The 24,493-nt window shown below is 61.0% G+C and carries 31 protein-coding genes and 3 pseudogenes; 25 read left to right on the forward strand and 9 right to left on the reverse strand.

Annotation, left to right across the window (positions count from 1 at the left end; all coding sequences use genetic code 11):
- Nucleotides 1-302 (reverse strand): annotated as a pseudogene (locus AC1DM5_RS22400) (hypothetical protein); the annotation flags it as partial.
- Nucleotides 303-417: 115 nt separating this feature from the next.
- A complete protein-coding gene (locus tag AC1DM5_RS22405) occupies nt 418-1,125 on the reverse strand; it encodes a phosphatase PAP2 family protein (RefSeq protein WP_477823174.1) in 708 nt (235 codons plus the stop codon).
- A 462-nt stretch (nt 1,126-1,587) separates the two neighbouring features.
- On the opposite strand from AC1DM5_RS22405, the gene AC1DM5_RS22410 reads away from it, so the two are divergent.
- From AC1DM5_RS22410 to AC1DM5_RS22425, 4 genes are all read left to right on the forward strand, one after another.
- Complete coding sequence (locus tag AC1DM5_RS22410; protein ID WP_477823173.1) at nt 1,588-2,112, forward strand: hypothetical protein; 525 nt, start codon at nt 1,588-1,590, stop codon at nt 2,110-2,112.
- A 100-nt stretch (nt 2,113-2,212) separates the two neighbouring features.
- A complete protein-coding gene (locus AC1DM5_RS22415; RefSeq protein ID WP_477823172.1) occupies nt 2,213-2,605 on the forward strand; it encodes a COG4315 family predicted lipoprotein in 393 nt (130 codons plus the stop codon).
- A 273-nt stretch (nt 2,606-2,878) separates the two neighbouring features.
- Nucleotides 2,879-4,285, forward strand: a complete 1,407-nt coding sequence (locus tag AC1DM5_RS22420) for a M20 family metallopeptidase (RefSeq protein ID WP_477823171.1) — start codon at nt 2,879-2,881, stop codon at nt 4,283-4,285.
- Nucleotides 4,286-4,439: 154 nt separating this feature from the next.
- The gene (locus AC1DM5_RS22425) at nt 4,440-5,789 is read left to right on the forward strand and encodes a carbohydrate porin (RefSeq protein WP_477823170.1); all 1,350 of its coding nucleotides are present in this window, start codon (nt 4,440-4,442) and stop codon (nt 5,787-5,789) included.
- A 30-nt stretch (nt 5,790-5,819) separates the two neighbouring features.
- Here AC1DM5_RS22425 and AC1DM5_RS22430 read toward each other — a convergent pair whose 3' ends face one another.
- Nucleotides 5,820-6,272 carry an Lrp/AsnC family transcriptional regulator gene (locus AC1DM5_RS22430; protein ID WP_477823176.1) on the reverse strand — a complete coding sequence of 151 codons (453 nt, stop codon included), beginning with the start codon at nt 6,270-6,272 and terminating at the stop codon, nt 5,820-5,822.
- A 120-nt stretch (nt 6,273-6,392) separates the two neighbouring features.
- On the opposite strand from AC1DM5_RS22430, the gene AC1DM5_RS22435 reads away from it, so the two are divergent.
- Entirely contained in the window at nt 6,393-7,370 is a 978-nt protein-coding gene (locus tag AC1DM5_RS22435; protein WP_477823169.1) for a nucleoside recognition domain-containing protein, read from the forward strand.
- Nucleotides 7,371-7,457: 87 nt separating this feature from the next.
- Here AC1DM5_RS22435 and AC1DM5_RS22440 read toward each other — a convergent pair whose 3' ends face one another.
- Nucleotides 7,458-8,396 (reverse strand): hypothetical protein, encoded by a 939-nt coding sequence (locus tag AC1DM5_RS22440; protein ID WP_477823168.1) that lies wholly within the window; start codon nt 8,394-8,396, stop codon nt 7,458-7,460.
- A gap of 265 nt (nt 8,397-8,661) precedes the next feature.
- Here AC1DM5_RS22440 and AC1DM5_RS22445 point away from each other — a divergent pair, with 265 nt between their 5' ends.
- The 4 genes and pseudogenes from AC1DM5_RS22445 to AC1DM5_RS22460 all read left to right on the forward strand — a co-directional run.
- Complete coding sequence (locus AC1DM5_RS22445; protein ID WP_477823167.1) at nt 8,662-8,886, forward strand: hypothetical protein; 225 nt, start codon at nt 8,662-8,664, stop codon at nt 8,884-8,886.
- A gap of 83 nt (nt 8,887-8,969) precedes the next feature.
- On the forward strand, nt 8,970-9,758 hold the full coding sequence (locus AC1DM5_RS22450) for a potassium channel family protein (RefSeq protein ID WP_477823166.1): 789 nt from the start codon (nt 8,970-8,972) through the stop codon (nt 9,756-9,758).
- 19 nt (nt 9,759-9,777) lie between these two features.
- Nucleotides 9,778-9,951, forward strand: a pseudogene (locus tag AC1DM5_RS22455) (MscL family protein); the annotation flags it as partial.
- A 15-nt stretch (nt 9,952-9,966) separates the two neighbouring features.
- Nucleotides 9,967-10,179, forward strand: a pseudogene (locus AC1DM5_RS22460) (LysR family transcriptional regulator); the annotation flags it as partial.
- Between the two features lie 6 nt (nt 10,180-10,185).
- Here the strand turns inward: AC1DM5_RS22460 and AC1DM5_RS22465 are convergent.
- Entirely contained in the window at nt 10,186-10,389 is a 204-nt protein-coding gene (locus AC1DM5_RS22465; protein ID WP_477823165.1) for a hypothetical protein, read from the reverse strand.
- Nucleotides 10,390-10,513: 124 nt separating this feature from the next.
- Between AC1DM5_RS22465 and AC1DM5_RS22470 the strand changes: the two genes are divergently transcribed.
- Both AC1DM5_RS22470 and AC1DM5_RS22475 read left to right on the forward strand, forming a co-directional pair.
- The gene (locus tag AC1DM5_RS22470) at nt 10,514-10,954 is read left to right on the forward strand and encodes an Imm50 family immunity protein (protein WP_477975664.1); all 441 of its coding nucleotides are present in this window, start codon (nt 10,514-10,516) and stop codon (nt 10,952-10,954) included.
- A gap of 233 nt (nt 10,955-11,187) precedes the next feature.
- Entirely contained in the window at nt 11,188-11,322 is a 135-nt protein-coding gene (locus AC1DM5_RS22475; RefSeq protein ID WP_477823163.1) for a hypothetical protein, read from the forward strand.
- Between the two features lie 5 nt (nt 11,323-11,327).
- Here AC1DM5_RS22475 and AC1DM5_RS22480 read toward each other — a convergent pair whose 3' ends face one another.
- The gene (locus AC1DM5_RS22480; protein WP_477823162.1) at nt 11,328-12,008 is read right to left on the reverse strand and encodes an RNA polymerase sigma factor; all 681 of its coding nucleotides are present in this window, start codon (nt 12,006-12,008) and stop codon (nt 11,328-11,330) included.
- A 147-nt stretch (nt 12,009-12,155) separates the two neighbouring features.
- On the opposite strand from AC1DM5_RS22480, the gene AC1DM5_RS22485 reads away from it, so the two are divergent.
- Nucleotides 12,156-12,677, forward strand: coding sequence for a DUF4142 domain-containing protein (locus AC1DM5_RS22485; protein WP_477823161.1), 522 nt, complete (start codon nt 12,156-12,158; stop codon nt 12,675-12,677).
- Between the two features lie 14 nt (nt 12,678-12,691).
- On the forward strand, nt 12,692-13,012 hold the full coding sequence (locus AC1DM5_RS22490; RefSeq protein WP_477823175.1) for a cupredoxin domain-containing protein: 321 nt from the start codon (nt 12,692-12,694) through the stop codon (nt 13,010-13,012).
- 24 nt (nt 13,013-13,036) lie between these two features.
- On the opposite strand, the gene AC1DM5_RS22495 is transcribed toward AC1DM5_RS22490, so the two are convergent.
- The gene (locus AC1DM5_RS22495) at nt 13,037-13,456 is read right to left on the reverse strand and encodes a nuclear transport factor 2 family protein (RefSeq protein WP_477823160.1); all 420 of its coding nucleotides are present in this window, start codon (nt 13,454-13,456) and stop codon (nt 13,037-13,039) included.
- A gap of 468 nt (nt 13,457-13,924) precedes the next feature.
- Here AC1DM5_RS22495 and AC1DM5_RS22500 point away from each other — a divergent pair, with 468 nt between their 5' ends.
- From AC1DM5_RS22500 to AC1DM5_RS22550, 11 genes are all read left to right on the forward strand, one after another.
- The gene (locus AC1DM5_RS22500; RefSeq protein ID WP_439015548.1) at nt 13,925-14,164 is read left to right on the forward strand and encodes a hypothetical protein; all 240 of its coding nucleotides are present in this window, start codon (nt 13,925-13,927) and stop codon (nt 14,162-14,164) included.
- Nucleotides 14,165-14,179: 15 nt separating this feature from the next.
- Nucleotides 14,180-15,865 carry a portal protein gene (locus AC1DM5_RS22505; RefSeq protein ID WP_477823159.1) on the forward strand — a complete coding sequence of 562 codons (1,686 nt, stop codon included), beginning with the start codon at nt 14,180-14,182 and terminating at the stop codon, nt 15,863-15,865.
- Nucleotides 15,865-16,218, forward strand: coding sequence for a hypothetical protein (locus tag AC1DM5_RS22510; RefSeq protein ID WP_113324666.1), 354 nt, complete (start codon nt 15,865-15,867; stop codon nt 16,216-16,218). Before AC1DM5_RS22505 ends, AC1DM5_RS22510 begins: the two co-directional genes overlap by 1 nt.
- Nucleotides 16,202-16,909 carry a hypothetical protein gene (locus tag AC1DM5_RS22515; RefSeq protein ID WP_477823158.1) on the forward strand — a complete coding sequence of 236 codons (708 nt, stop codon included), beginning with the start codon at nt 16,202-16,204 and terminating at the stop codon, nt 16,907-16,909. The genes AC1DM5_RS22510 and AC1DM5_RS22515 overlap by 17 nt, the downstream gene beginning before the upstream one ends.
- 6 nt (nt 16,910-16,915) lie before the next feature.
- On the forward strand, nt 16,916-17,950 hold the full coding sequence (locus AC1DM5_RS22520) for a major capsid protein (RefSeq protein ID WP_477823157.1): 1,035 nt from the start codon (nt 16,916-16,918) through the stop codon (nt 17,948-17,950).
- A 66-nt stretch (nt 17,951-18,016) separates the two neighbouring features.
- Nucleotides 18,017-18,427: a Bbp16 family capsid cement protein gene (locus AC1DM5_RS22525; protein ID WP_477823156.1), complete on the forward strand. Its 411-nt coding sequence runs from the start codon at nt 18,017-18,019 to the stop codon at nt 18,425-18,427.
- Nucleotides 18,420-18,641: a hypothetical protein gene (locus AC1DM5_RS22530; RefSeq protein WP_477823155.1), complete on the forward strand. Its 222-nt coding sequence runs from the start codon at nt 18,420-18,422 to the stop codon at nt 18,639-18,641. Before AC1DM5_RS22525 ends, AC1DM5_RS22530 begins: the two co-directional genes overlap by 8 nt.
- Nucleotides 18,642-18,797: 156 nt before the next feature.
- Nucleotides 18,798-19,760, forward strand: coding sequence for a hypothetical protein (locus tag AC1DM5_RS22535; RefSeq protein WP_477975666.1), 963 nt, complete (start codon nt 18,798-18,800; stop codon nt 19,758-19,760).
- On the forward strand, nt 19,760-20,026 hold the full coding sequence (locus AC1DM5_RS22540) for a hypothetical protein (RefSeq protein WP_477823153.1): 267 nt from the start codon (nt 19,760-19,762) through the stop codon (nt 20,024-20,026). The genes AC1DM5_RS22535 and AC1DM5_RS22540 overlap by 1 nt, the downstream gene beginning before the upstream one ends.
- Before the next feature lie 171 nt (nt 20,027-20,197).
- On the forward strand, nt 20,198-21,844 hold the full coding sequence (locus AC1DM5_RS22545; RefSeq protein ID WP_477823152.1) for an SGNH/GDSL hydrolase family protein: 1,647 nt from the start codon (nt 20,198-20,200) through the stop codon (nt 21,842-21,844).
- 98 nt (nt 21,845-21,942) lie between these two features.
- The gene (locus AC1DM5_RS22550) at nt 21,943-22,596 is read left to right on the forward strand and encodes a hypothetical protein (RefSeq protein ID WP_477823151.1); all 654 of its coding nucleotides are present in this window, start codon (nt 21,943-21,945) and stop codon (nt 22,594-22,596) included.
- 63 nt (nt 22,597-22,659) lie between these two features.
- Here AC1DM5_RS22550 and AC1DM5_RS22555 read toward each other — a convergent pair whose 3' ends face one another.
- Nucleotides 22,660-22,866 (reverse strand): hypothetical protein, encoded by a 207-nt coding sequence (locus AC1DM5_RS22555; RefSeq protein WP_477823150.1) that lies wholly within the window; start codon nt 22,864-22,866, stop codon nt 22,660-22,662.
- Nucleotides 22,867-23,431: 565 nt separating this feature from the next.
- On the opposite strand from AC1DM5_RS22555, the gene AC1DM5_RS22560 reads away from it, so the two are divergent.
- Nucleotides 23,432-23,983 (forward strand): hypothetical protein, encoded by a 552-nt coding sequence (locus AC1DM5_RS22560; RefSeq protein WP_477975668.1) that lies wholly within the window; start codon nt 23,432-23,434, stop codon nt 23,981-23,983.
- A 216-nt stretch (nt 23,984-24,199) separates the two neighbouring features.
- Here the strand turns inward: AC1DM5_RS22560 and AC1DM5_RS22565 are convergent, their stop codons facing one another.
- The gene (locus AC1DM5_RS22565) at nt 24,200-24,463 is read right to left on the reverse strand and encodes a DUF982 domain-containing protein (protein ID WP_477823148.1); all 264 of its coding nucleotides are present in this window, start codon (nt 24,461-24,463) and stop codon (nt 24,200-24,202) included.
- Between the last annotated feature and the right edge of the window lie 30 nt (nt 24,464-24,493).

A 24,493-nucleotide genomic window follows, 5' to 3' on the forward strand; every position in this document is an offset into this window, starting at 1 on the left:
GCGCAATAGAGGTTTCGATCACGGGACCCAACGAACAAGAATGCAGCAGCCGGAACCAGAACCGCGAGCAAATCGATCACGAGGGCCGGCATCCCGCCCGACAAGCGGTGTCGCCGTGAAAGCAATGTGCCGCTCAATTGGAGGACATAAGCAAGCCAAATTGCCGCAAGTAGCAGCTCAAAGACAAGCCTCTCCTGACCAGTAAGGCCCTGCGTCGTCAGTGCAGCAACGACCAAGAGACCGATTGTAGCGAACAGCGCGTTGAACGGCGTCGAAATCTTTGAGAATGGCACTGCCGACATTAGATACTCCCAACCGCCCGGCATTCGTCGACAATAGATACCTTCGGACCACACGCAAGGGAGGTTGGGGTGGCGCCTCGTTCAAAGGCAGCCTACCAGGCCTCCATAAGAACCCTCACGCCCCCCCGCCCTGCCCCTCTCCATCCGCCCGCACAATGAAACGCTTCGACACCAGCCAGCACAGCAGCGCCCAGAGCGAACCCGCCCCCCAGCCGGCCAGCACATCCGTCGGGTAATGGACGCCGAGATAGATGCGGCTGAGGCCGATGGTGACGGCGAGGAAGATGCCTGCCCCCATGACGAAGATGCGCGTGGCACGGAAGCGCTGCGTGCGGGCGAGAAGCGCCCCGAGCGTGAGGTAGGTGACGGCAGAGACCATCGCATGGCCGCTCGGGAAGCTCAGATCGTTGACATCGACGAGATGCGGAACAACGTCAGGCCTTGCGCGGGCAATGATGATCTTGAGACCCGTGCTCGCCAGCCAGCCCGAGAGAACCGAGAGGAACAGGAAGACGGCGATGACAGTCTTGCGGTCGAGCAGCAGATAGGCGGTCGCAAGCAATGTCAGCAGCGTCAGAACGGTGACGCCGCCGAGGCTGGTAATGTCGCCCATCGCATGAACGAGCCATTGCGGGCCGATCGGCCGGCCGAGATCGCCGGGCTGGCGCAGCCAGAGCAGGATCGTCTGGTCGAAGCCAAGTGTTTCGCCTTCCAGCACCTCGCTCGTCAGCCGCTGCAGCAGGAAGAGGCCGCCGGCAATGCAGGCGAAGGTGATGAGGGTCATCGGCTCACACTGGTTTAGCCAGGTCTTGATACGCTGCATTCTTCTCCGTTCCCGAGGACATTGAACCCATCAACTGTGTGCAGCGGCTCACTTTTGCAAGAGCCGCCTTACCTGAGATCCGCCCGCAGATCGCGCACGCCGCGGCCGAGCCAAGCGGTCCGTCACGACGGCAGGCCGGCACGATCACATCAGGCTCACCGAACTTTGTACTCACCCCTTCATCTACCGCTTTCTGTACCTTCGTATAGTTACAAATCCCGGCTAACCCGGTGATCCTGATGGGGCTGAAAACAGTCACTCTTGGACAACGGAGAGACGGTCATGGAACGGAGTGCGCCCTGCCAGGCGATGAGCGGCCGCTCGCCTTTGCTGACGATCCGCCCACGGGTATCACGCGTCCACCCGGCTTGCCGGGCGCACGGTGGGTACCGGTTCGAGAAAGCCCATAAGATCATGTCCGTCTTGACGACCCGTCGTCAAATCCGCAAAGGCAACAATGACATGCATAAGACATTATGGGCCGCGGCCTTTGCCCTGGCCGTTTCCGCCGCGCCCTCGGTTGCTGCTTCCGCCAACGAGAAACCACTGAACGCTCAGACCACGAACAGGATCAAATCAGAGTTCGCCAGGCTGATGGAGCTCGCCAACCGGCACGATTTTGGGGGGCTTCACGGGATGTTCTGGCAATCTCCCTCAGCCCTCCTCGTCGCCAAGAGCGCCGTTCCCGCCGAGGGAAACTGGGCAGGTTTCTGGGGCAACGAAGCGATCGACCGGAAGCTGCACGACATCGGTACATCCGGCCCGGTCGTGCTTGAGCCTGATTACACCAAGCTCAAGATCGTCGGCTTGACGCCTGACGTGGCGGAATCCTACGCGCCGATGAACATCACCGTCTCCTATGCCGGCCAGGACGGGACGCCCAAACCGTTCCTGATGATCATCGACTGGCTTCATATCGGAAAGGACTGGAAGGTTGCTTCAGAAATCATTCTGCCGGTGCCGCCGGCACCTGCTGCCAAGGGTTAGCTACCCGCAAACTGATCTCACCAACACCTGAACCAAACGCCGCCTGTGGCCGGCAGGAACCCCTCCTGTGGCACAGGGTTGCGGCAGAAAGGACCCCAAAATGTCTGGTACCACGAAAGGCCTGGTAATCTCACTTGGCCTCGCTCTGATCTCACTCTCGGCTGCAGAGGCAAAGACCGCGTCGCCTGCCACAGTCGTTATGAGCGGACAGCAAAAGCTGTTGGCGGACGCTGACGGCCAATCGCTCTACACCTTCGACAAGGACCAGCCCGGCAAGTCATCCTGCACCCTGCTGTGTGCCCTCGCCTGGCCTCCCTTCGTGGCACCAGCCGGTGCCAAGGCATCCGGGCCCTGGAGCGTTGTCACGCGACCGACCGGGGTAACCCAGTGGGCCTACAACGGCTCGCCGCTATACACCTATCACTTCGATTCCATGCGTGGAGATATCCACGGTGACGGAGCCGAAGGCGTTTGGCATCTCGCCAAGCCGTGACGCCATGGTGCCGGATACGGCACCGGCAAGATCACATCCATCATGACGAACCATTGTCGCACCCCGCGAACAACCGCGGTGTGCGACGACATGGAGATGATGGATGGCGAGTTCCGAACTGGTGGCGGGGCGAGTGCAATCGAATATTCCGCACCCGAGAAAACCTCGGCATCATGCAGCAGATGTCACCAAAGCCCTCATGGCCCAACGCGATCGTTGTTGCATGCCTCTTTGACCATTCCGGCCAATTCCCTCTCGTGTTAGGTTGCAGGCATGAGCCGAGACGCCGCTATTGCCAGAGCAGAGTCTTACTTCGCTTCCGGCGATTTTCGGAAGGATCTGGCGCGACGTGTCGCGATGCCGACCGAGAGCCAGAACCCCGATCGTGCAGCGGTTCTCGATCAGTATCTCGATAGTGAGATGACACCCGCCTTTGAAGCCCTTGGCTTTCAATGTCGCAAGCTTTCCCAAAACGGCTGGCCTTTCCTTTATGTCGAGCGCCACGAGGACGCCCTTCGGCCGACGGTGCTGGGTTATGGCCACGGTGACGTCATACGGGGGCTCGATAATGAATGGGCCGACGGGCTTTCTCCCTGGCAACTCATCGAGCGGGACGGCAGGTGGTACGGTCGCGGTGTCGCCGACAATAAAGGTCAGCATACCGTCAACATCGGCGCGCTCCGGGCGGTATTGGAGACGCGCGGGAAACTCGGATTCAATGCCAAGTATCTGATTGAGATGGGGGAGGAAAGAATTTCCCCTGGCCTGCATGCACTGGTTGACGCCCATAAGGAATTATTCCGCGCCGACGTGCTGATCGCCTCGGATGGTCCCCGACTTTCCGCCGCGCGGCCGACCGTCTTTCTGGGATCTCGCGGCGCGATCAGCTTTGACATCTGGATCGATGCGCGCAAGGGCGGCCATCATTCCGGTAACTGGGGCGGTCTTCTCTCCGATCCTGCAATCCAGCTTGCCCATGCGATCGCCAGTATCACTGAGCCCTCTGGCAAGATTCTTGTTCCGGAATGGCTTCCGGTGAGTATCCCGGACAATGTTCGTCGAGTGCTTGCGGATTGTGAGGTCGAGAGCGATGCCGAAGGCCCGCAGATTGATCCGAACTGGGGCGAGCCTGGGCTGACGCCAGCGGAAAAGCTGTTCGCCTGGTGTTCATTTGCTGTCCTCGCCTTCGAGGCCGGAAACCCGAGAACGCCTGTTGGGGCTATTCCTGCGAGAGCCTGGGCCCGCTGTCAGTTACGGTTCGTCGTCGGTATTGACGTGGAAAATGTCTTGCCGGCTCTGCGCCGTCACCTGGATCATCACGGTTTTTCCCAGGTTCAAATAGCGCAGGCAAGCGATGAGGTCTTTCGTGCCACGCGGCTCGATCCTGAGCATCCTTGGGTTAACTGGGTAGTGGACTCGATCAGCCGTACAACAGGGAAAAAGCCGGCCATACTGCCGAACCTCGGCGGCTCGCTGCCGAATGATGCCTTCTCTGAAACGCTGCAGCTTCCGACCGTGTGGATACCGCACTCATATCCGGGGTGCTCTCAGCATGCGCCGAACGAGCATCTGCCCATGAATATCGCGCGTGAAGGGCTCGCGTTGATGGCAGGGCTTTATTGGGACCTCGGAGAGCGAAACGTTCCGGCAGTATCAAGTGGCAATCTGGCTCGTAAATGAGCGCGTGGTTGATGGCACTTGCTGCATAAGAGCACAAAACTTGCCCCGCTGCGCAAATCGTTCCAATGATAGCGAGCTCATATTCGCGCCAAAGGCGCTACAGGTGAGTCCCTTTGCATCCTCCCAAATCAGAGCCTCCGAAAAAGGGAAGAGAATGAAAAAACGACCCGGCGCCGCCCTTGTGTTTGCGATTGCTGTTTACGGCGCGGGCGCACGGGCGGATGATACGGCACCGCCATCCTATGCCGATACGACACTGACAGGCGATTGGCACGGCTATCGCAATTGGCTGCGGGACCAGGGCGTCACTTTCACGATGTCGCAGACCAGCGATGTGCTCGGCAACGTATCGGGCGGCGTGAAAAGAGGAACGGCCTATGACGGTCTTTTCCAATTGCAGGGCGATTTCGACATGGACCGGCTGGTCGGCTGGACCGGCGGCGCCATCCATATTTCCGGTTATGCGATCCAGGGCCAGGGCCTGTCCGGCAAGGATATCGGCAATCTTCTGACGGTAACCTCGGTGGAAGCCGATCCCGGTTTCAGGCTCGGGGAATTCTATCTCTCGCAGAGCCTGATGAACGATAAGGTGACGGTGAAGCTCGGGCAGATCCTGGCGGACCAGAGTTTCGCGATCAGCAATACGGCGAGCCTCTTCGTCAACTCGACATTCGGATGGCCCGGCATTTTTGCCGCAGATCTGCCCGGAGGCGGACCGGCCTATCCCTTCGCCGTTCCCGGCGCTCAGATCATCGTCAAGCCCGACGATGCCTGGACGCTGCAGGCTGCCGTCTTCAATGGCAGCCCGACCGGGTCTGACCCCGATGGCAATGCCAATGGACTGGGGTTTCCTCTTGGCGATGGCGTGCTTGCGATTGCCGAGGCGGCTTATGCCTATTCCCCTGGAAAGGGCGAGCCCGGCTTGCCGGGTACCTACAAGATCGGCGCCTGGTACAATTCCGAGCAGTTCGACAGTTTGTCCACCGCATCGAACGGCGTCTCGCTCGCCGACCCCTTGTCGAGCGGCAGTCCGCGCCAGCTCTCGGGCAATTTTGCGGTCTATGCGGTTGTCGATCAGACGCTCTGGCAGGAGCCCGGGAGTACGGACAATGGCCTCAATGGATTCGTCCGTATCGCGGTTGCGCCGCAGCAGGAGCGCAACAGCATGAACTGGTATTTTGATCTGGGCCTTGCCTACAAGGGGCTTCTGCCGGGCCGCGACAATGACACAGCCGGCGTGAGCTTTGCCTATGCCAGCATGAGTTCGGGCATGTCGGATCTGGTAAAGGCCGAAAATGCCTTAAATGGGACGTCGCAGCCGGTTCCAAGCTCCGAAGCCGTGATCGAAGCCACATATCAGGCGGCCGTCACGCCATGGTTTACGGCCCAGCCATTCTTTCAATATGTCATCCGACCCGGCGGCAATGCAGCCGATCCCGACAAGCCGAATTCGCGGATACAGAATGCAGCGATTTTCGGGTTCAGGGCCGTGACATCATTTTGAGAGCGGCAGCCGGCCGCCACGGCGAGCCGATCAAAGCCTGATGGCAGTCTCCTCTTTCGCCGTGCGGATAACGATCATGGTGAAAAAGCGGGCGACATTGTTTTCGTCGCGGAAAAGCCTGTCGCACAGAGAGTCGAATTCTTCCATGTCGCGCAGCCGCAGCATCAGAACGACATCGGTTTCGCCGGTGACGGAATAGGCTTGCGAAACGGCATCTTCGGCGACCGCGATATCCAGAAAGCGGCGCATATGCGCCTCGCCATGCAACTTCATTTCCACCGTCACCAGCGCCTTGATCCCACGTCCGGCCCTGGCGGGATTGAGGATTGCGACGATGCGGTCGATCACGCCCGATTTGTGCAGCCGCTGTACGCGGCGCAGGCAGCTGGAGGGGGACAGGCCCACCTCATCGGCCATATCGATATTCGTGCGCGATGCGTCGCGCTGCATCAGGTTCAGAAGTTTTCGGTCGATACGGTCCATGCCGGCGAGCATACCGGTCAGACGCGCCATTGCAATAAAATTGCATAGATCTGCAATCTTTGACCACAAATTCGAAGCGAACGGGGCTAACAGATTGAGGCACCATCAAGGGGGTCTCAAATGTCGTTCTTATCGCTCATCCGCCGCAATACCCGGGAAACACTCGGAATTTACTGGGTGCTTGTCCGCATCACGATACCGATCGCCGTTATCACCGAGCTCTTGTCGAGGATGGGAGCGGTCAAGGCGGTCGCCCCCGTCTTTGCGCCCGTCATGAACCTGATCGGTTTGCCTCCGGAGCTGGGCGTGGCCTGGCTGACGGGCATGCTGGTCGGGATCTGGGGTGCGGTTCCGCTCGTTTTCACCCTCGTTCCCGCATCCTCGCTCAGCGTCGCTGACATCACGGTATTCTCGGCCCTCATCCTGTTCGCGCATGGTCTGCCGATCGAGCAGAAGATCATCCAGAAGGCGGGTCCGGGCATGATCGCGACGACCACGCTGCGTATTGCGGGCGGCCTGCTCTATGCCTTCATGCTGCACCATGTTCTGGCCGCGACAGGCTGGCTCTCCCATCAGGTCAATCCTGTCTGGCTGCCGATGAGCGTAACGCCCGACTGGGCCGACTATATCAGGGGCCTTGTCGAGACCATGGTCTGGATGCTGGTCATTCTCGTCGTCCTGTCCTGGGGCCTGGAAATTCTCAAGGTGACCGGGCTGCTGGGCCTGATGATGAAGGCGCTTTCGCCAGTGCTGCGCCTCGCCGGCATCCGGGGCGAAGCCGAACATCTCACGGCTATCGGCCTGTTTCTGGGCATTTCCTACGGCGCCGGCCTGCTGATCCGTGAGGCGCAATCGGGGGCGATATCGCCGCGCCAGATCTTTCTGTCATGCGTATTCATGGGCTTCGCGCATAGTGTGATCGAGGACACGATCGTGGTGATCTCGCTCGGCGCGGACTTGCACGGCGTTCTGACCGGCCGGCTCATTTTCGCCGTCGCGGCGTGTGCCGCGATCGCCGCCCTGCTGCGCCGCCTGCCCGACAAGGCATTTTTCGCGCAGATGTTTCGCCTGGGAAATATGGAAGTAGAACGACGATGAATGCGCAAAGCTAGCCCGTGGCACCGAGACCGCCCCAGGCTGCCTGAAGTGTCATGCGGCGCCCGCACCGGGCGCCGCATGATCTCGCTAGACCAGCGGTCCGCGGCTGGTCGCGATCAGATCCTCCTCCTCGTCCCGCTGATGCCCGCCGAAAGCGGCGGCCGCAGCGGCGATGAAGGCGCCGACCAGCAGCGACAGCGAGCCGATCAAAGCCGAGGTTGCGGCCGCCTTACGGGCCTTGTCGGCTGCAGCCTGCGCTGCAACCTTGGCATCGTCGATCTGCTTCAGCACCGTATCGACCCTGGCGCGGGCGTCTGCTTCGGAAAGCCCCGTTCGGGCCGAGACGATGCCGGCAATATAGGTCTTGTCGCCATCCGGCACCGAGCCGTTCGCCGCCCCCTGCAGGAGGATGCGGGAGATTTCGGCAGCTGCCGCGCCATTATCCTCATCGGCGCGGTTGGCGATATTCTCGGGCCGCAGCAGCGCATCGGTGAAATAGGCGGTGGGTGCACCGACCGAATTCGTGTCCGAGGCCGAAGCGGCGGCTGAGGTTCCGGCCACACCGGCGGCCATGGCGGCCTGACCGGCGGCACTTGCCCCTGCCCCCGCAAGCGAGGTCAGCGACGAGGCCAGAAAGCCGGCGACGAAGACGGTCGCGAGCGCCCAGCTGAGGAAACCGTGGGCCGTATCGCGGAAGAACACTTCATCCGTATGCACCGCTGCCCATTTGGTCCTGAGCCGTCCGGTCAGATAGCCGCCGAGGGCTGAGGAAAGCCACTGCACGACGACCAGCCAGATCGCCGCGGTGATGCCGACGGTGGCCGCCGAACTGCTTTGTCCCGCCCAGGGCGACACCATGGTGAGGCCGACGCCGGAGCCGAGCAGCAGCAGGATGAGCGTGACGCCCGTCGCCGCCACGGCGCCGCCGATGATCGGTCCCCAGGCGATGGCCGAGACCGAGGATTCGACCGGCATTACACCGGTCTGCCCACCTTCGAGAGGGTATCTGCCTTCAGCAAGAGACATGTAAGCCCCCTATCGCATGAACAGAACGAGAAGAATGACGATCGGCAGGGGGATGCCGAGAAGCCAGAGAAGAATACCGCGACCCATGTGAAAATCCTCCATGATATGAGTGTGTTCGCAAGGATCGAACGCCACGGCATGCTGTTTGTTCCGAAAAGGGGCGCCATGATGCCTGCCCGCAATTCCCACCTTCGCCCGCAATTCCCACCTTCGATGGAACAGGCGAGTCCGCCCCGCGTTGGGCTTTGAGAGAAAGGAGCGTTTCATGCCCCACAAGACAAAACTGCTCGTCGAAGTCGCCGCCAGGACGGAAGACGGCCGCGTGCCGCTCGGCATCATGAATACCAAGCAGGCGCTTGACCTGCCGGAAGAACTGGACGTGGAAATCTCCCACCCCGACAAGGAGGCCGGCGTCACCGACCATTTCATCGACAGGGACGAGCTGCGCAAGGTCAGCAAGAAGGCCCGTGGCAAGCAGCGGGCGGACTGAGCGATCCGGAAGAATTTTCGCGAGGCGATAAATCGGCTCCGGCGAGCCATTGATACACGCGATCCGCGAGCTATCTCGCCGGCATGGGCATCTTTGACGAAACGTCGCGCAGCAAGGGGCTGCGCCTCACACTTCAGCGGATAGAGCGGGGCGAAGGCCACAAGGCGCTTGCCCTGCACTTCCTCTTTACCGTCATCGATATCGCCATTCTCGCCTTCTTCGTGCTCGGCCCCTATTTCCGCGCCGCGCCCACCTATCTCGTCATCGATTACGCGATTGCATTGTGGATCGCCGCCGAGATGGCGGCGCGCGCCATTGCCGCCCCGTCGCTGCGCACCTGGATCCTGCGGCCGATGACCTGGATCGATTTCCTGATACTGGCGACGCTGCTCTTTCCCTTCACGCTCTTCAACCTCGCCTTCCTGCGGGTCATGCGGCTGTGGGCGATCGGCCGCAGCCCGCTGCTGAAGGAGGCGCTACGCAGGATGGGCTGTGCCGACCGGATCGATGTTGTCCGGGCGGTCATCAATTTCGTGGTCTTCCTCTTCCTCGTCACCGGCTTCGTCTACACATCCTTCTTCTACAACCTGGAAGGCGGCGAAGGTTTCGTCGATGCGCTCTATTTCACCGTCGCAACCGTCACCACGACGGGCTTCGGCGACATCACCCTGCCCGGCACGCTCGGCAAGCTCACCTCGGTCGTCACGATGATTGTCGGCATCTCGCTCTTCGTCCGGCTGGCGCAGGCGGTGGTGCGGCCGCACAAGGTTACCTTTGCCTGCCATCGCTGCGGCCTGCAGCGCCACGATGCCGATGCCGTCCACTGCAAGGCCTGCGGCGAAGTCCTCAACATTCCCGACGAAGGCGCATAGGCCATCTAAAGAACATAAAATGAGCGTTATCAGCGAGTTCCAGTCATTCATTGCGAAGAGAAACGTCATGGATCTGGCCGTTGACGTCATTATAGTCGGCGTCTTCGGCGGCATGGTCAAATCGCTGACCGACGATATCATCTTGCCCGTCGTCGGCGCGATCTTCGGTGGTTTCGATTTTTCGAGCTATTTCTTCTGCTCTCTTCGCGCCGGCCGCGGCCTGCTGCCCTGCTTCATGGGCGACGCCGAACCCGGCCTGGTCCGCGCCGGGCCTGTCATCGACAGCCTGACCTATGACATCTGGATCACCGTGCACGAAGACGAGCGCCAGCGGCCGGAAGTGCGCACGGTGATCGACAGGCTGAGCGCGCTGTTTGCCGCGCATGCGGACCTGTTTGCCGGCGAGTCTGCCCGCGTTTGAGCCGGGCTACAGGGCAGCCGGAGCCGCCCCATGCCGCGGCCATTGCGGCAGATAGACGACCGGGTGCGTGACGCGCTCGCCTTCAACATCCTCGTCACAGGCCGTCTGCAACTTCATGGCGCTGCCCTCGATCTTGTCGAGCAGGATTTGAACTTCATCGAACCGGCCGAGAAGGCGGTGGGTGAGTTTCTTGAATTTCCGTTGGGACATTGATTGCCTCCTTTGATCCGGGAACGCGGCGGATCGCAGAAAGTTCGAGGTCGGCGCCCTGCCCCGGTCAATTGCCAAACCAGTCGAGATTGTTATCGTGAGCCATCATCAACCTGGCGCGTAAATGGCGATGATCTACGAGGAGATCCCTGGCGGTCGGGAATTGCTGGCCTGGTTCGGCCAGGAACCGGCATTCAACGACGCGGAAATCATCAGCCTGTCGCTTAACCGCAGCGGCGTCAGCGAGCTGAAACTCCATGGCTGGATCAGCAACGATGTCGATCCTGATGGCCAAAGCATCCTCGATAGACATGCCGTGGTCACCTTTAGCTTCGAGGAAATCATGGACCTGCAGTTGGATGGTTTCAGCGGGCAAAATGTAATCGCCGGCCTGACGTTGCGCCACGCGACGCATAGAGGGCGGGCCTTGCCGGAACGGCCTGACGAGATCGAAGTCGAGCTTCGCCCCTGCTACGGGCTGGATGGTTTCATCCGAGCCAAAAAGGTCACGGTATCCTACCGTCCGGGCCTTCCGGATGCGAAGGAGCAACGTGGCAAGCCATGAGGCCGGCGAAACTCGGCACTGGTTACAAGATTGCCATCCTGGTCACGACTGGATCGCGCGTCTCTAATAAAGAGCGCGCAAGATGCGCTGCGGTTTTGCGATAACGGATGCGTCAAACAAAGGCTCAAAGGGTGGAAGTGGATCCGAAGATCGCGAGACACTTTAGAGGGCCGCCAGGAACGATATCCGGAAAAGGAAGTTACTTCCCGACAGCAATGGTAACGGATCGGCCCATGAGACTATTGATGATGTTGATCCTGGCGCTGATGATCACATCCGTCGTCGGCATATTGGGCGTGCAGATGTTCGGCGGTAGCGGCCAGAGCGATAAGCCGCCTGATGTCATCCAGCAGCCCGAGCCGAAATAGCACCCTCACCGCCCCATCAGCTCGCCCATCACCCGCTCGGTCAGCTGGTCGCATTTCCAGCCGGCAAAGGGAAACGCATCGAGCGCGATCGGCCCGATCATCTCATCGAGCTGGCGGCGGAGCAATGCGCGCGCCCGGTGCAGGCGGCTGCGTACGGTCTCGGGCTTGAGGGAGAGCAGTTCGGCGGTCTCCTCGACGCTCATCTCCTCGATCACCCGGGCAATGAAGACGAGGCGGAATTCTTCCGGCAGGCTGTCGGTCGCCTCTTCCACGAGTTTCAGGATCTGTCGCTGCGCCATGGTGGTCTCGGGATTGTCGATGGGCGAACCGGTGGGGAAATCGAGGATGCGGCTTTGCATCCGGGCGGTATCAACGGGCACTTCGGGCGTGCGGCTTGCTTTGCGAAGCCTGCCGAGCGCCTCGTTCATGACGATGCGCGTGAGCCAGGTGGAAAACGCGCTGGCGCCCTGGAAATCGGCAAGGTGGCGGAAGGCCTTGAGATAGGCATCCTGCAGGGCATCCTCCGCCGTCGCATCATCGCGCAGGATGCCGCGGGCAATGCGGAACAGCCGGCGGTTATAGCGCCGCATGATGGCGCGGAAACCCTCAGGATCGCGCGCCAGCGCCATCGCCACCAGCTCCGGATCGCTTCTCTCTTCTGCCGCTCTTTCCACTTGCTGCGCCATGGCTCATCCCTTTTTCGCATTGGATGCCGGGGCAGGATAAAGGTTCCCGACATCCGGAAAAATCTTTTCGGGAACGTCTGCCCGATACCGGCATCCAATTCTGCGTAGGAAACATCGACCGGCGGTATCAGCCGGATGGAGGACCAGATGCAGAAACACCTTATCGCCGCGCTTGCCGCTTTCGCGCTCTCCGCCCCCGCGGCTTTTGCCGCCGGCGCAGCACCCACCGATCCACAGATCGCCCATATCGCCTATACGGCGGGCGTCATCGACATCGCGGCGGCCAAGCAGGCGGTCGAGAAATCTGGGAATAAGGAGGTCGTCGCCTTCGCCAAGGATATGATCCGCGACCACGAGGCCGTCAACAAGCAGGCGCTCGATCTCGTCAAGAAGCTCAAGGTGACGCCCGAGGACAATGATACCAGCAAATCGCTGACATCGGCGGCCGAAAAGGAGCGGCAGAAACTCTCCAAGCTCAAGGGCGCCGCCTTCGACAAGGCCTATGTCGATAATGAAGTGGCCTACCACAAGCAGGTCAACGAGGCGCTGAAGACAGGACTGATCCCGGCAGCCCAAAACCCGGATCTGAAGTCCCTGCTCGAAACCGGCCTGAAGCTCTTCGAAGGCCATGAGCAGCATGCCGAGCATGTTGCCTCCATGCTGAAATGACGGTCATGAGTGTCATGACGGTCATGGCAATCCTGCCGAGACTCTGCCTTGCGGCCGGCCTTTCCCTTTGCGGAACGGCCGCAAGCGCTGCCACGATCGAGGTCACCATCGAAAAGCTGGAGTTCAAGCCAGCGGTGGTCAAGGCGCAGCCGGGAGATACGATCCTCTGGCGAAATAAGGATGTGATGGATCACACCGCAACATCCAAAGGGAGTTTCGAAGTGGTGATCCCGGCGGGCAAGTCGGGGTCGACAGTGGTCAAGGGCGATGGCGTGTTTGATTATGTTTGCCGCTATCATCCCAATATGAAGGGACGGATCGAGGTGGCTCCATAGGGGCGGATGGAATGCCCTCGCCCCTCAAACGATAGCCGAACCCCTCGCACCGATCGGGTTGCGCCGGAAAAGCTCGCCGACCAGCCAGCTGTCGAGATAGGCGCGCACTTCCACGATCGTCTCGCCCGAGAAGCGGCAGAGCCAGCAATAGCGGTTGTCGAAGCGCATGCCGTCGCGGGCTGTCGCCATGGATCGGAGTTCGACGATCGCCCAGTCGCCGTCGATGAGGATGTCTTGCGTGGAGAGCTGGGTGCCTTCGGGCAGGACTTTGTGCAGCTTGGCGAAGGTGCCGGCGAGGAAGTCCTGTTTGGAATGGTAATGGCCGGCGAGCGGATGGGTGCCCATGACTGTCCAGTCGACGTCGTCGGCGACCTGGGCGAAGAAACCGGCGCCATCGCCCTGTTCGAGATGGGCGAAGAGGGCTGCGACCTGCTGTTTGTTCATGGCGCTTCTTCCCACGGTCCGGGTGTTGGGATGAACAGTGACCGGGATGCTCGGATTGATAGCATGAGTTAGAGAGTACTGAAATAGCAGCAGTGCTGCGGGCGATGTGCGCTTGGGTTTGATGAAAGAGTTGTGCCGTGTGGCCCCCTCATCCGCCCTTCGGGCACCTTCTCCCCGCTGGGGAGAAGGGGGTGAGGCGGCCGCCCGCGCCCCTCTCTGGTAGAGATATTTGAAGGCGATAAGGCTAGCTCCCCCTTCGCCCCAGCGGGGAGAAGGTGGCCCGAAGGGTCGGATGAGGGGGCCACACGGCACAACGCTTCCATCAGCAAATATCCATCGCCCCATTTCACCCCCACAACCATTCACCCGCAGGCTGCCTCCCATCGATGCCGAACCGGCTGGAGGAACGGCGACACCACCCTCCTCCGCCCGGCTCAACCGCTCACCCCTCACGATCGGATGACCCTCATGTGCATGTTCTCCTCGCCGCCGAAAGCCGAGCCGCCGCAGGCGCCGCCTGAATACGCCCAGCAGAAGACGCCTGATTATGCCGCGGCCCAGTCCGCCGCCGCACGCCGCGCCTCCGAAAAGGTGAAGGGCGCGCCGTCGACCATCCTCACCTCGCCTTCGGGCGCGCCGCCGCTCGCCGATACGCAGTCGCCGGCTCTATCAGGTAATGCGCTCAAGAAGACGCTGCTCGGGCAATAAGGGCGGATAGCATCAATGGAAAATCATCGTCGCGATAACGAGACGCAGATCGCCTATCACCGCCGGCGGCTGAATGAGCTGAAGGAGGTTCGCCAGCCATGGGAAGCCGAGTGGCGGGCGCTGGCTGAGCATATCGAGCCGACGCGGCTGCGGCTCCATTCCGGCCGGGAAGGCCCGCGTTCGCGTGACAAGATCATCGACAGCACCGGCACCCATGCCTATGAGACGCTGAAATCGGGCATGCATTCGGGGCTGACCTCGCCTGCCCGCCCCTGGTTTCGCCTGACGACCTTCGATCCGGATCTGAAGAAGCAGGATTCCGTCAAGGTCTATCTCGCCGCCGTGCAGGACAAGATGCGTGAGGTCTTTGCGGCCTCCAATCTCTACCGCGCCTTCCATATCGGCTATGGCGATCTCGGCCAGTTCGGCCAGTCGGTAGCCATCCTTGTCGAGGATGAGGAGACGGTCATCCGCGTGCAGCAGCTGGTGCATGGCCGCTTCTGGATCGCGAGGGATCACAAGGGCAAGGCGACGACGCTCTACCGGGTGTTTCGCTGGAGCGTGCAGCGCATCATCGAGCGTTTCGGTTACGACAATGTGCCGGAGCGCCTGCAGAGCCTCTATGACACGTCGAAATATGGCGAGTGCTTCGATGTCTATCACGCCATCGAGCCGCGCTACGACCGCGACCCCAGACTGATCGACAAGCGCAACAAGGCCTTCCTCTCCAACTACTGGATCGACGAGATCGGCAGCGAACTGCTGGAAGAAAGCGGTTTCGACAGCAATCCCATCATCGCACCCGCCTGGGAGCTTTCCGAGGACGATCACTATGCGCTGTCTCCCGGCCAGAAGGCGCTCGGCGATATCAGGATGCTGCAGCTGGAGCAGATGCGAAAGCTCGAGGGCATCGACAAGAAGGTGCGCCCGCCGATGAACGCGCCGACCTCGATGCAGAACAGCCCCGCCTCGCTGCTGCCGGGTGCGGTGAACTACGTGGATGACCCGACCGGCAAGGGTTTCCGCCCCGCCATGGAGGTGAACCTCAGCCTGATGGAGCTGCGCGAAGATATCCAGGAAGTGCAGAACCGTATCGAGAAGACCTTCTTTGCAGATCTCTTCTTCGCCATCACCAATATGGAAGGCGTACAGCCGCGCAACCAGTTCGAGCTGACCCAGCGCAAGGAAGAGCAGCTCTTGCAGCTCGGCCCCGTGCTCGAAAATGTCTTCGGCGACCAGCTCGGCCCGACCATCGACCGCACCTTCGATATTCTGGCCGCCCGCGACGAGCTGCCCCCGCCTCCGCCGGAGCTTCAGGGCACAGAGCTGAAGGTGGAATATATTTCCACGCTCGCACAGGCGCAGCAGGCCGTCGCCACGGGTGCCATCGAACGCGGTGTCGCCTTCATGGGCCAGGTCTCCGCCGTCAAACCGGAAGCGCTGGACAAGCTCGATGTCGATGAGGCGATCGATCTCTATTTCGATGCGATCGGCGCCCCGCCTTCGATGATCCTTGCCGATGACAAGGTGGAGGATATCCGCGCGCAGCGGGCCCAGCAGATGCAGGCGGCGCAGACCGCCCAGATGGCATCGCAGGTGGCGCCTGCCCTCAATCAGGGCGCCAAGGCTGCACAGGTGCTGGCCGACGCCAATGACAACCCGAATGGATCAGCGCTTCTGCGCCAGCTGGGTCTCGCCTGATGGACCATTTTAAGGATCAACCGTCTCTGCCCCACAACGTCGAGCGGGATGAGATCACCGCGGCCTTCCGCGAGGTCTTCGCCACCGCATCCGGCAAGCGCGTGCTGTTCTGGATGCTGGAACAGTGCGCGATCTACCAGGAGGCTTACGCCGGCGAACTCGTCAACGCCACGCATTACACGCTGGGAAAACAGGGCGCAGGGCGCCGGCTGATCGCCGAGCTCGACCGCATCGACCCGACGCTCTACCCGCGCCTGCTGCTGGCGATCGCGGATCTCAAGGCAAATGACAAGGCAGCGGCGGCAAGCCGCGCCGCAAGTGAGGAAGGCGAAGACCATGACAGCGATGCTTAAGATCGGCAGGCCGCAGATCGCGATGAGTGCCGAAGGCCCAAATAGCGGCGGCGGTGACAGCGGCAGCAGTGAAAGTGCTGCACCGGAAACCATTCTCTTTCCCGATGATACGCCATCACCGGATGGTGACACCGGCGGCGATGACCACGCCGAAACCGAAGACCGCGACGCCGGCAAGCCCGATGATAGCGGCGACGATCCAGCCGATCGCGTCCCCGACGATGGCCGCTATTCCCTCACCATGCCAGAGGGCATCGAGGTGGATCAGGAACTGATCGACGCGCTCGGCCCCGATTTCCACAATCTCGGCCTCACAAACCGGCAGGCGCAGCAGCTGGCCGACCGCTTCATCGAGATCCAGGGCCGGCGCGGCAAGGCGGCCTCCGAAGCCTGGGCCGGCCATGTTCAGGGCTGGGCCGACGAGGCCCGCCGGGACCGCGAGATCGGCGGCGCAAAATGGGGCGGCACCGTGGGCTCGGCCCAGCGCGCGCTTTCGCGCCTCGGCACCCCGGCGCTGCGCGAATATCTCAACACCAGCGGCGGCGGCAACCACCCCGAGATGATCAGAATTTTCGCAAAGGTCGGATCGATGATCCAGGAGGACAACCCACCGAATGGCGGCGCGGGCGGAAACGGCCGGAAGGCCGAAACCGCGCACCTGATGTTTCCCAAAGACGCACCGAAGGGCTGATAAGACATGGCCACCATTGGCAGCTACTACCCCAACCTCGTTGACGCATTCAAAGGCTCTGCCGAAGGCGCCGTCATCGAGCTTCTCTCCCAGCAGAACCCGATCCTCGACGACGCGATGGCCGTCGAATGCAACATGGATGCCGTGCACCGCCATATGGTGCGCACCGGCCTGCCCTCGGTCTCCTGGGGCCGGCTCTACCAGGGCATCAAGCAGTCCAAGGCGACGATGCAGCAGGTGGATGACACGACCGGCTTCGTGCATGCCCGCTCCGAAATCGACATGCGCCTGCTCGATCTGGCACCGGATAAGGCCAAGGCCCGCCTCGTCGACACCATGCCCTTCATCGAGTCCCTGAGCCAGGAAATGGCGTCGGGCCTCTTCTACCACGATACGGCAACGGCGCCGGAGAAGTTCAAGGGCCTTTCCGCCCGCTACTCCGCCTATAACCCCAACCTGCCGAATGTCGCGCAGCCGAATATCGCCAACCAGGTCGTCCATGGCGGCGGCACGGGTGCCGACAATACCTCCATCTGGTTCGTCACCTGGGGCGACCACGCCACCCACCTTCTCTACCCCAAGGGCACGAAGGCTGGCGTGAAGATCGACGACAAGGGCGAACAGCGCGTGCTCGATGCCAATGGCGACCCCTACTATGCCAAGGAGACGCTCTACACCTGGCATCTGGGTGCTGCCGTGAAGGACTGGCGCTACAACGCCCGCGTCGCCAATATCGACGTGTCAGACATGATGGCCGGCACCGTCGATCTCTGGGCGCTGATGCGCAAGGGCTACTACCGCCTGCAGTCGCGCCGGCTGAACGCCAAGGCCAGCCGCATCGCCATCTACATGAACAAGGATGTGCTCGAAGTGCTCGACGTCCAGTCCACCGACCGGGCGCTGACCTCCGACCGGCAGAACACGGTGCACCTGACCACGCAGTTCGTCGAGGGCCAGGAAGTGAAGTTCTATCGCGGCATCCCGATCCGCGAGACAGACGCCATCCTCAACACCGAAGCGGCCGTTCCGGCGCTCGCCTGATCGTCTCCAGCAAGTCCCGCCGTCATCAGGCGGCGGGCGCCCCTCCCTTAACGAAAGGCACTTCTCATGATTTTCGACCGGCAGACGCTGCTTTCGGACGCGCAGGTTATCACCGCAACCGGCCCCAGCACCAATGTCATCAATCTCGGCCCGATCAAGCAGGGTCTGACTCGCGATATCGGCAAGGGCGAACCGATCCCCTTCCTGATGCAGGTGGTGGAAAGCTTCAACAACCTGACCTCGCTTGCCGTCACCATCCAGACCGACGACAACGAGGCCTTCCCCTCGCCGAAGGCGATCATCACCACCACACTCAACCTCGCCGATCTCAAGGCCGGCAAGATCATCCCGCCGAGCCATATCCCGCGCGGCACGGACGAGCTCTACCTGCGCCTGCTCTACACGGTGACGGGGACTGCACCCACGACCGGCAAGATCACCGCCGGCTTCACCGCGGGGGTTCCCTCGCATGGTTGATGTCGTGGCCATCGAGCGCGGCTATTTCGGCGGCGCCAGACGCGAACCCGGCGAGCGCTTCGCTCTGCCGGACGCGCTCTGGAAGGACGAAAAGCGCCGCCCGAAATGGGTGCGGCTTGCCCGGTCGGGCAAGGCTGTCGAGGCGGAACCGGCCCCGGACTGGCTGCTGCCCGATGCCCAGCAATCTCAGAACTCCTCCCAGCCTGTCGATTGACAGGCCACCTCTGGAGCGCCGTGCGTCCATTCGGACAACTGACGCTCCAGCTCTTTTATTCGACGCATCAGGTTTCCGAAAATCGATTCCGATTTTCGGGCCGATGCCGTAGCGGCTTCGGCCGCTCGTTTTCTTGTTCAGCAAGGCAGCGCGCCGATGGCAAAACTCTACAATATGCAGCGCGTGCAGGGCGTCGTGATCGTGCCCGATGGCACGCGTCTGTTCAACAATCGCCCGGTCATCGGCATCCGCGATGTCGGCCCCGGCCTCGCTTTCGCCGGTAACCAGTGCGTCCTCGGCATCGAGGTCCTCACCGGCGGCGGCATCTATAACGACCTGCCCGTGCTCGGCGCCGTGCAGATCAGCGATCAGCGCAGCCTCTATGGCAATGCACCCGTCATCCCCGTCAACAGGCTCGTCTCGCCGCTGACCATCCTCGGCGCCGATCTTCTCGCCTGGTGGACCGCCGACGATCTCCAGAGCATGGATTTTGTCGGCGCGCAGGTCAGCGCCTGGCGCGACAAGGTGACGGGCAAGACCGTATCGCAATCCGTCTCCTCCGCCCGGCCAGTCTATTCCGCCGTGGGCTTCAACGGCGCGCCCTGCCTCACCTTCGACGGCACGGATGATGTACTGCTGAATGCTGGAAATCATGGCCTGCCGCAGGGCACGACGCCAGGCGAAATCTGGGCGTTAGTCGACCAGCAGGCCGCCCCCGGCACCGGCACCGTCCGGGTCGTCACCCTCACGGGTATCACCAGCGCCAAGCGTCGCTTTATCAACCGCATGGCGACAGCAGGCGCCAACAGGGCTGAAATCCGCGTCGGCAATGGCGGCTCGGAAGCCATCATCCCGGAAACATCAGCCGATTTCATCGGCCGCCACCGGCTGCGCGGCCGCTTCATGGCCGCCTCGGCCGAAATCGGCATCGGCGATGCCCGCGCCACAGGCGCCGTCGCGCTGAACACCGCCGGTCTGACGGGCGTGTCGATCGGCGCGACGACCACGCCCTCCTCCTTCTGGTTCGGCGGCATCAGGGACGTTCTCTACACCAATCCCCTCACCATCGATCAGGCCGCGGCACTGGCCGCCTGGCTTGATCCGAGAAGGAATATCTGATGTCCAAACTCGTTCTCTTCCCGCCCACTAAGCAGGCCGCAGCCGAGACCTACCGCGCCGCCGCCGACGCGCTCTACGCCGCCACCTTCGAGCCCGGCGGCACCTTCAGCTACATCCGCCCGGACATATCGGGCAACTGGGCGGTGCCTTATTACGGCCCCGGCTGGACCTTCGACGGCACGGCTTTTACGGAGCCGGAAAGCATGGTGCCGCTGCGGGTGGATGGCGTGGTGCATGATTTTGCGGTGTGGGTGGAGGATGCCTAGAGCAATTCCAGCAAAACTGTGCAGCGGTTTTGCGTCCGGAATTGCGTGAAGACAAAAGGATCCGCCGGTTCATCCGGCAATCCCCTGAAAACTCCTGAGGGCCTGGCGATTGAAAGGCCACCAAAGGCGGCTTCGGCCGCTTCTTTCCGACCTAACGAGGAAGACCCAGCAATGGCGAAACTCTATAATATGCAGCGCGTCCAGGGCGTCGTGATCGTTCCCGACGGCACGCGCATGTTCAACAACCGCCCTGTCATCGGCATCCGCGATGTGGGCGGCTCCACCCTGTTTACCGATAACAAGCCTGTGCTCGGCATCGATATCATCAGCGATGGCGCGACTGTTTATAACGACCTGCCCGTGCTCGGCGCCGTCAGGATATCAGACGGGCGCAGCCTTTACGGCAACGCGCCGGTCGTTCCCGTGAAGGGCGCAGATGTCGCGGTGCCGCTTCCTGCCCTGCCCCTGGCGGCAGGCGCCAAGGTCATGGGCCTCGGCCACAGCTTCATCGGCCTCGGCGCCGCACAGACCTATACCGCCGGACAGACGGCGACGAACGGCCATACCGGCTTCTATGAGAATGGCCGCACGGTCCTCTCATGGATCAAGGCAGCCGATGGCCGCTTCAACCTCGACATGTTCGCCGAACTCAACCATCCGTTCTTCACGCCGAGTTCCTTTGCGGCCTTCTCGGGCGCCATGGGCGGAAAATCAGGCGATTGCCTTTTCCCCGTGCCCGGCCTGGAAGCGCAATTCCCCGGCACGCTGGCCCGCACCGATTACGCCCTGAGCCAGAAACCCGACATCGTCTATATCGACATCGGCTATAACGATATCGTCCGAAACAGGACGCTTGCGCAGATCGTTGCAGACCTCGACACCCAAGTGCAGCGCATCGTCGATGCCGGCATTTACGTGATCCTGCAGACACTGAGCTGGACCAACACGCTCGACGATCAGCCCGGCACCGACGATCCGGCATGGCCCGGCATCCTTGACGGCATCAATGCGTGGATCGTCGCGCAGGCGGGCCGCGAAGGCGTCATGCTCTGCAACACGCTTGCGCTCGATGGCCCCGCCTCCGGCATCTCGCCTGCCATGTTTGTCGATGGACTTCATCCCAAACCGGACCTGATGGCAAAACGATCAGACATCCTCCTGCCGATCCTGCAGGGCATGGTTTCGGTCGGGGAAAGGCGCTCGCTCGATCCGCTTGCCGCCTACAACATCTTCCCGCCCAAGGGCACGCCCGGCACGACAGGCACCAAGACCAACGTCACCGGCGATGTCGCCACCGGCATGCGCCTGGTTCGCGGAACCGGCACGTCGACCTATGTCGGCAGCAAGGAAGTGGTGGCGACTGGAAACGAGAAGCAGGTCATCACGATCACGCCTGCCAACGACGCGCTTGCCGTTCATACCGTGACCTACGGCCTGCCCGCCAATCTCAGCCTCGCAACCCTCGGCCTCGTGGCCGGCGACTGGCTCGAGATTGAAATCCCGGTCGAGCTGAACGACTGGGCGGGCTGGGATTACCTCGACAGCTCCATCCGCGGCCCGGTCCAGATCGGCAACACGGTGACCGTGACCGGCGGCGGCTGGACGACGGGCAACTACATCGGCGGGCGCGGACGTTCCCTCATCTGCGGCTCGAAACTCTGGCTTCCGCCCGGGCTGACGATGACGAACATCCGGCTCGATAACCTGCTGGTGCTGCGGCATCTGTGCAATACCGGCGGCACAGGGGTTGCCAAGATCGGGGCGCCGATCATTCGCAAGATTTCGAGCCCGCGAACTGCATGGGAATTGGTGGCATAACTCGCAGCGCCATCATCATGGGGCGGAGTGGTTTCACCAAGATGAAATCGTGATACTCAGACAGCATCTGGGGCATCCTCAAAGCATCGGGTGGGGATATGAAGCGAAGATTTTTGCTGATGTTAATTGTGGGGCTGGTCGCCTCAAGCGCGTCCGCACAGTACGTGTGGCTCGACGAAATGAAGGCAGTCGACCCGGTGCTCCATGCTGCCCTCAAAGACCATGCGCCCGAAGCGCGCAGCATTGATCGATTGCTGCAGGCCCGAGACGAAGAGGCCGCGCAAAAGCAAATGGCCGAGGTCCTTTGGAGGTTTCGAGATATCGCATTCTCGCAGACGAGTTCCGCTGCGGCGGTGGCAGTGGTTAAAAGCATGAATGTGTTGATTGACGCCTTCAGCGAAAGCTATCCGCAGGGTTGCATCGAACTTGCTCACAAACAACTGTCTTTGAAAGCCGAATCGGTTCTCGATGATAAGCACGTCTATTCACAGTATTTGGAGGCCCAGCGATCCGCTTACGAAGACGGCAAGAACAGCGAACCAATCGCTAGGATGGACGTCGCGACCATGTATGAAGTAGTGACCAACGATTTAGGGCTAAGTGACGCTGATATTGACGAACTCGTCCAACTCGACCGTATGCCGGCCTCGCAGGCATGCTCGTTACTAAAGAGATTTCTCAATATTGAGGCCGTGCGAGAAAACCAGCGCGGCCAGTACGCGAGAGCTATGATCTCATCAAAGAGAAAGTGACTATCGGGTCGCAGTTCATCCACTGACCATCTGGCACCACTACCGCCCCATCATTGCGTTGAGTCAATCTTCGTCCAAAAGACGCAGGCCCTCATCGGTCCAGAACGCGCCCCATGGTTCCGGTTTTACCAGACCATAGGATGCCAGCACTTCGACCGCGCCTTCGCCGGCGCTCATTGACTTGTGAATGAGCCCTGCTGGGCCTTCATCAAGGTACTGGTAACACATATCGGCCAGAGCCTTTAGGATGGTTCTTTCTTCAGGCGTCATTGAAATTATGCTTCCCTGCTAAGTGAAGTCTTGAGGCGGTGATTGTTAAAGCACATTCTCGCAACCCACCATCCACAGCGAGCGGGGTTGGAAGGTACGAGTGCTTTCACCGAACCTTCCCGGTCAATGGTATGTTGATGGCGCAGAGGTTAGTCTTTTCGTTTGCGATAACAACCAAATCGCCTCAGTGATGAAAACGCGAGATGGAGGCGTTGATGACTTCGCCTCGATCGTATTCTACTCGTTCACAGCCAAGTACGGTCGACCGGAGACGACCGTTGTCACGTATCCGCTCGGACCGACAACAGTTTCAAGTATCGATTCAATATTCGCCCCTACCGGAGGCGAGTCTGTTTCGGTGCATCTCCAAAGCATTGGAGGGCACTCGAAAGTTACGGTGCTCCGCGCTTCTGAAACATTGTGTCCGGGGGAAACAGAACCGCGTTAATCCTGACCGTAATGTCTATCGGTGAGTGCCCATTACCCCTTCATCATTTGCTTCGTAAAGCAGCGACGGGCTATGAATTCGTCAACCTAATCAGCCGATCGATTCTGCGAGGCGTTTATGGACGGTTCGATTAAGCAACAGAAATTGCGGGTCCCAATGTTCTTCGCGATTTTTGTTTGTTCCTGGTTTCTGCTCGGCTTTATTTCGTCGGCTGTAGTGGTCGGTTTCAATTTCGTTCCGTCTGCCGAGTGGGTGGCAGAGACAAATCTTCTGCGAACCATCGCGGGCTCCCTGTCCGCGGCACTTTTTGTCTGGATCGTTTGGAAAGGTTGCGCTGGAATGAGCAAACTGAAGCGCGTCGTCGGTTTCATTACCAGCCCGTTTATCGGTTATTTTATGGGAGGCACTATCCTGTTCATTTGGCCATTGCTTCTCCCACTGATCGCAGGCCACGAAGTTGCGCTTCCGTTTACGGTACAGCGAGCAACCGATCGCGGTGGAAAGAACTGCCACACTCCGGTCGAATTGGACGACATGCCTTTTCTTATCGGCCGAGTGTGCAACGTTCCTGAGAGCATCAGATCAAGTTTGACACCGGGCATTGGCGTCCTCGTACGCGGCTGGGGAACGCGCCTCGGGGTCTACGCGCGTGACTTGAGCCTAACCTGAACGGACCTCGCTTCTAAGCGCCTCCGTCCGCAACTTCCCATCACCCGTTCATCAAAGGATGGATAGGAGCGGCGCCGACGATCCGTTTCCAAGTAGATCGCCAGCGCCTACGCCATGGGTAACCAGCCATGCTCGACGCGCGGTTAGAATGCGGCCGCGACGTGCAAAAAGATATCCGCGAAAGTGCTGGCAAGTGGCTCGATACGTGCGGAGATTTCAATGAAGCATCGCGACTGCGGGAACACCAGCTTCGTTGGCTGCTCGGAGGATAGCGCTTCTCAGTTCCTTGCTACTGGCTTTCCCGATCATCACGTCGACGCACGCTTTCACCGCCGATAAAAACTCCTCACCATCATCCGACGGCCAGTCTTTCAACAACGCGTTGGCAGCCTCATGGACGGTGCGAACGATCAACCGCCGGCCGGGGTCCTTGAAGATGAGGATGACTTGATCAAATTCGGTCGAGGTGTCGAGTTTCATTACGCAGTACCCCACAGCAATACGGCCTGC

The organism is Rhizobium sp. 01T437 (assembly GCF_056398505.1).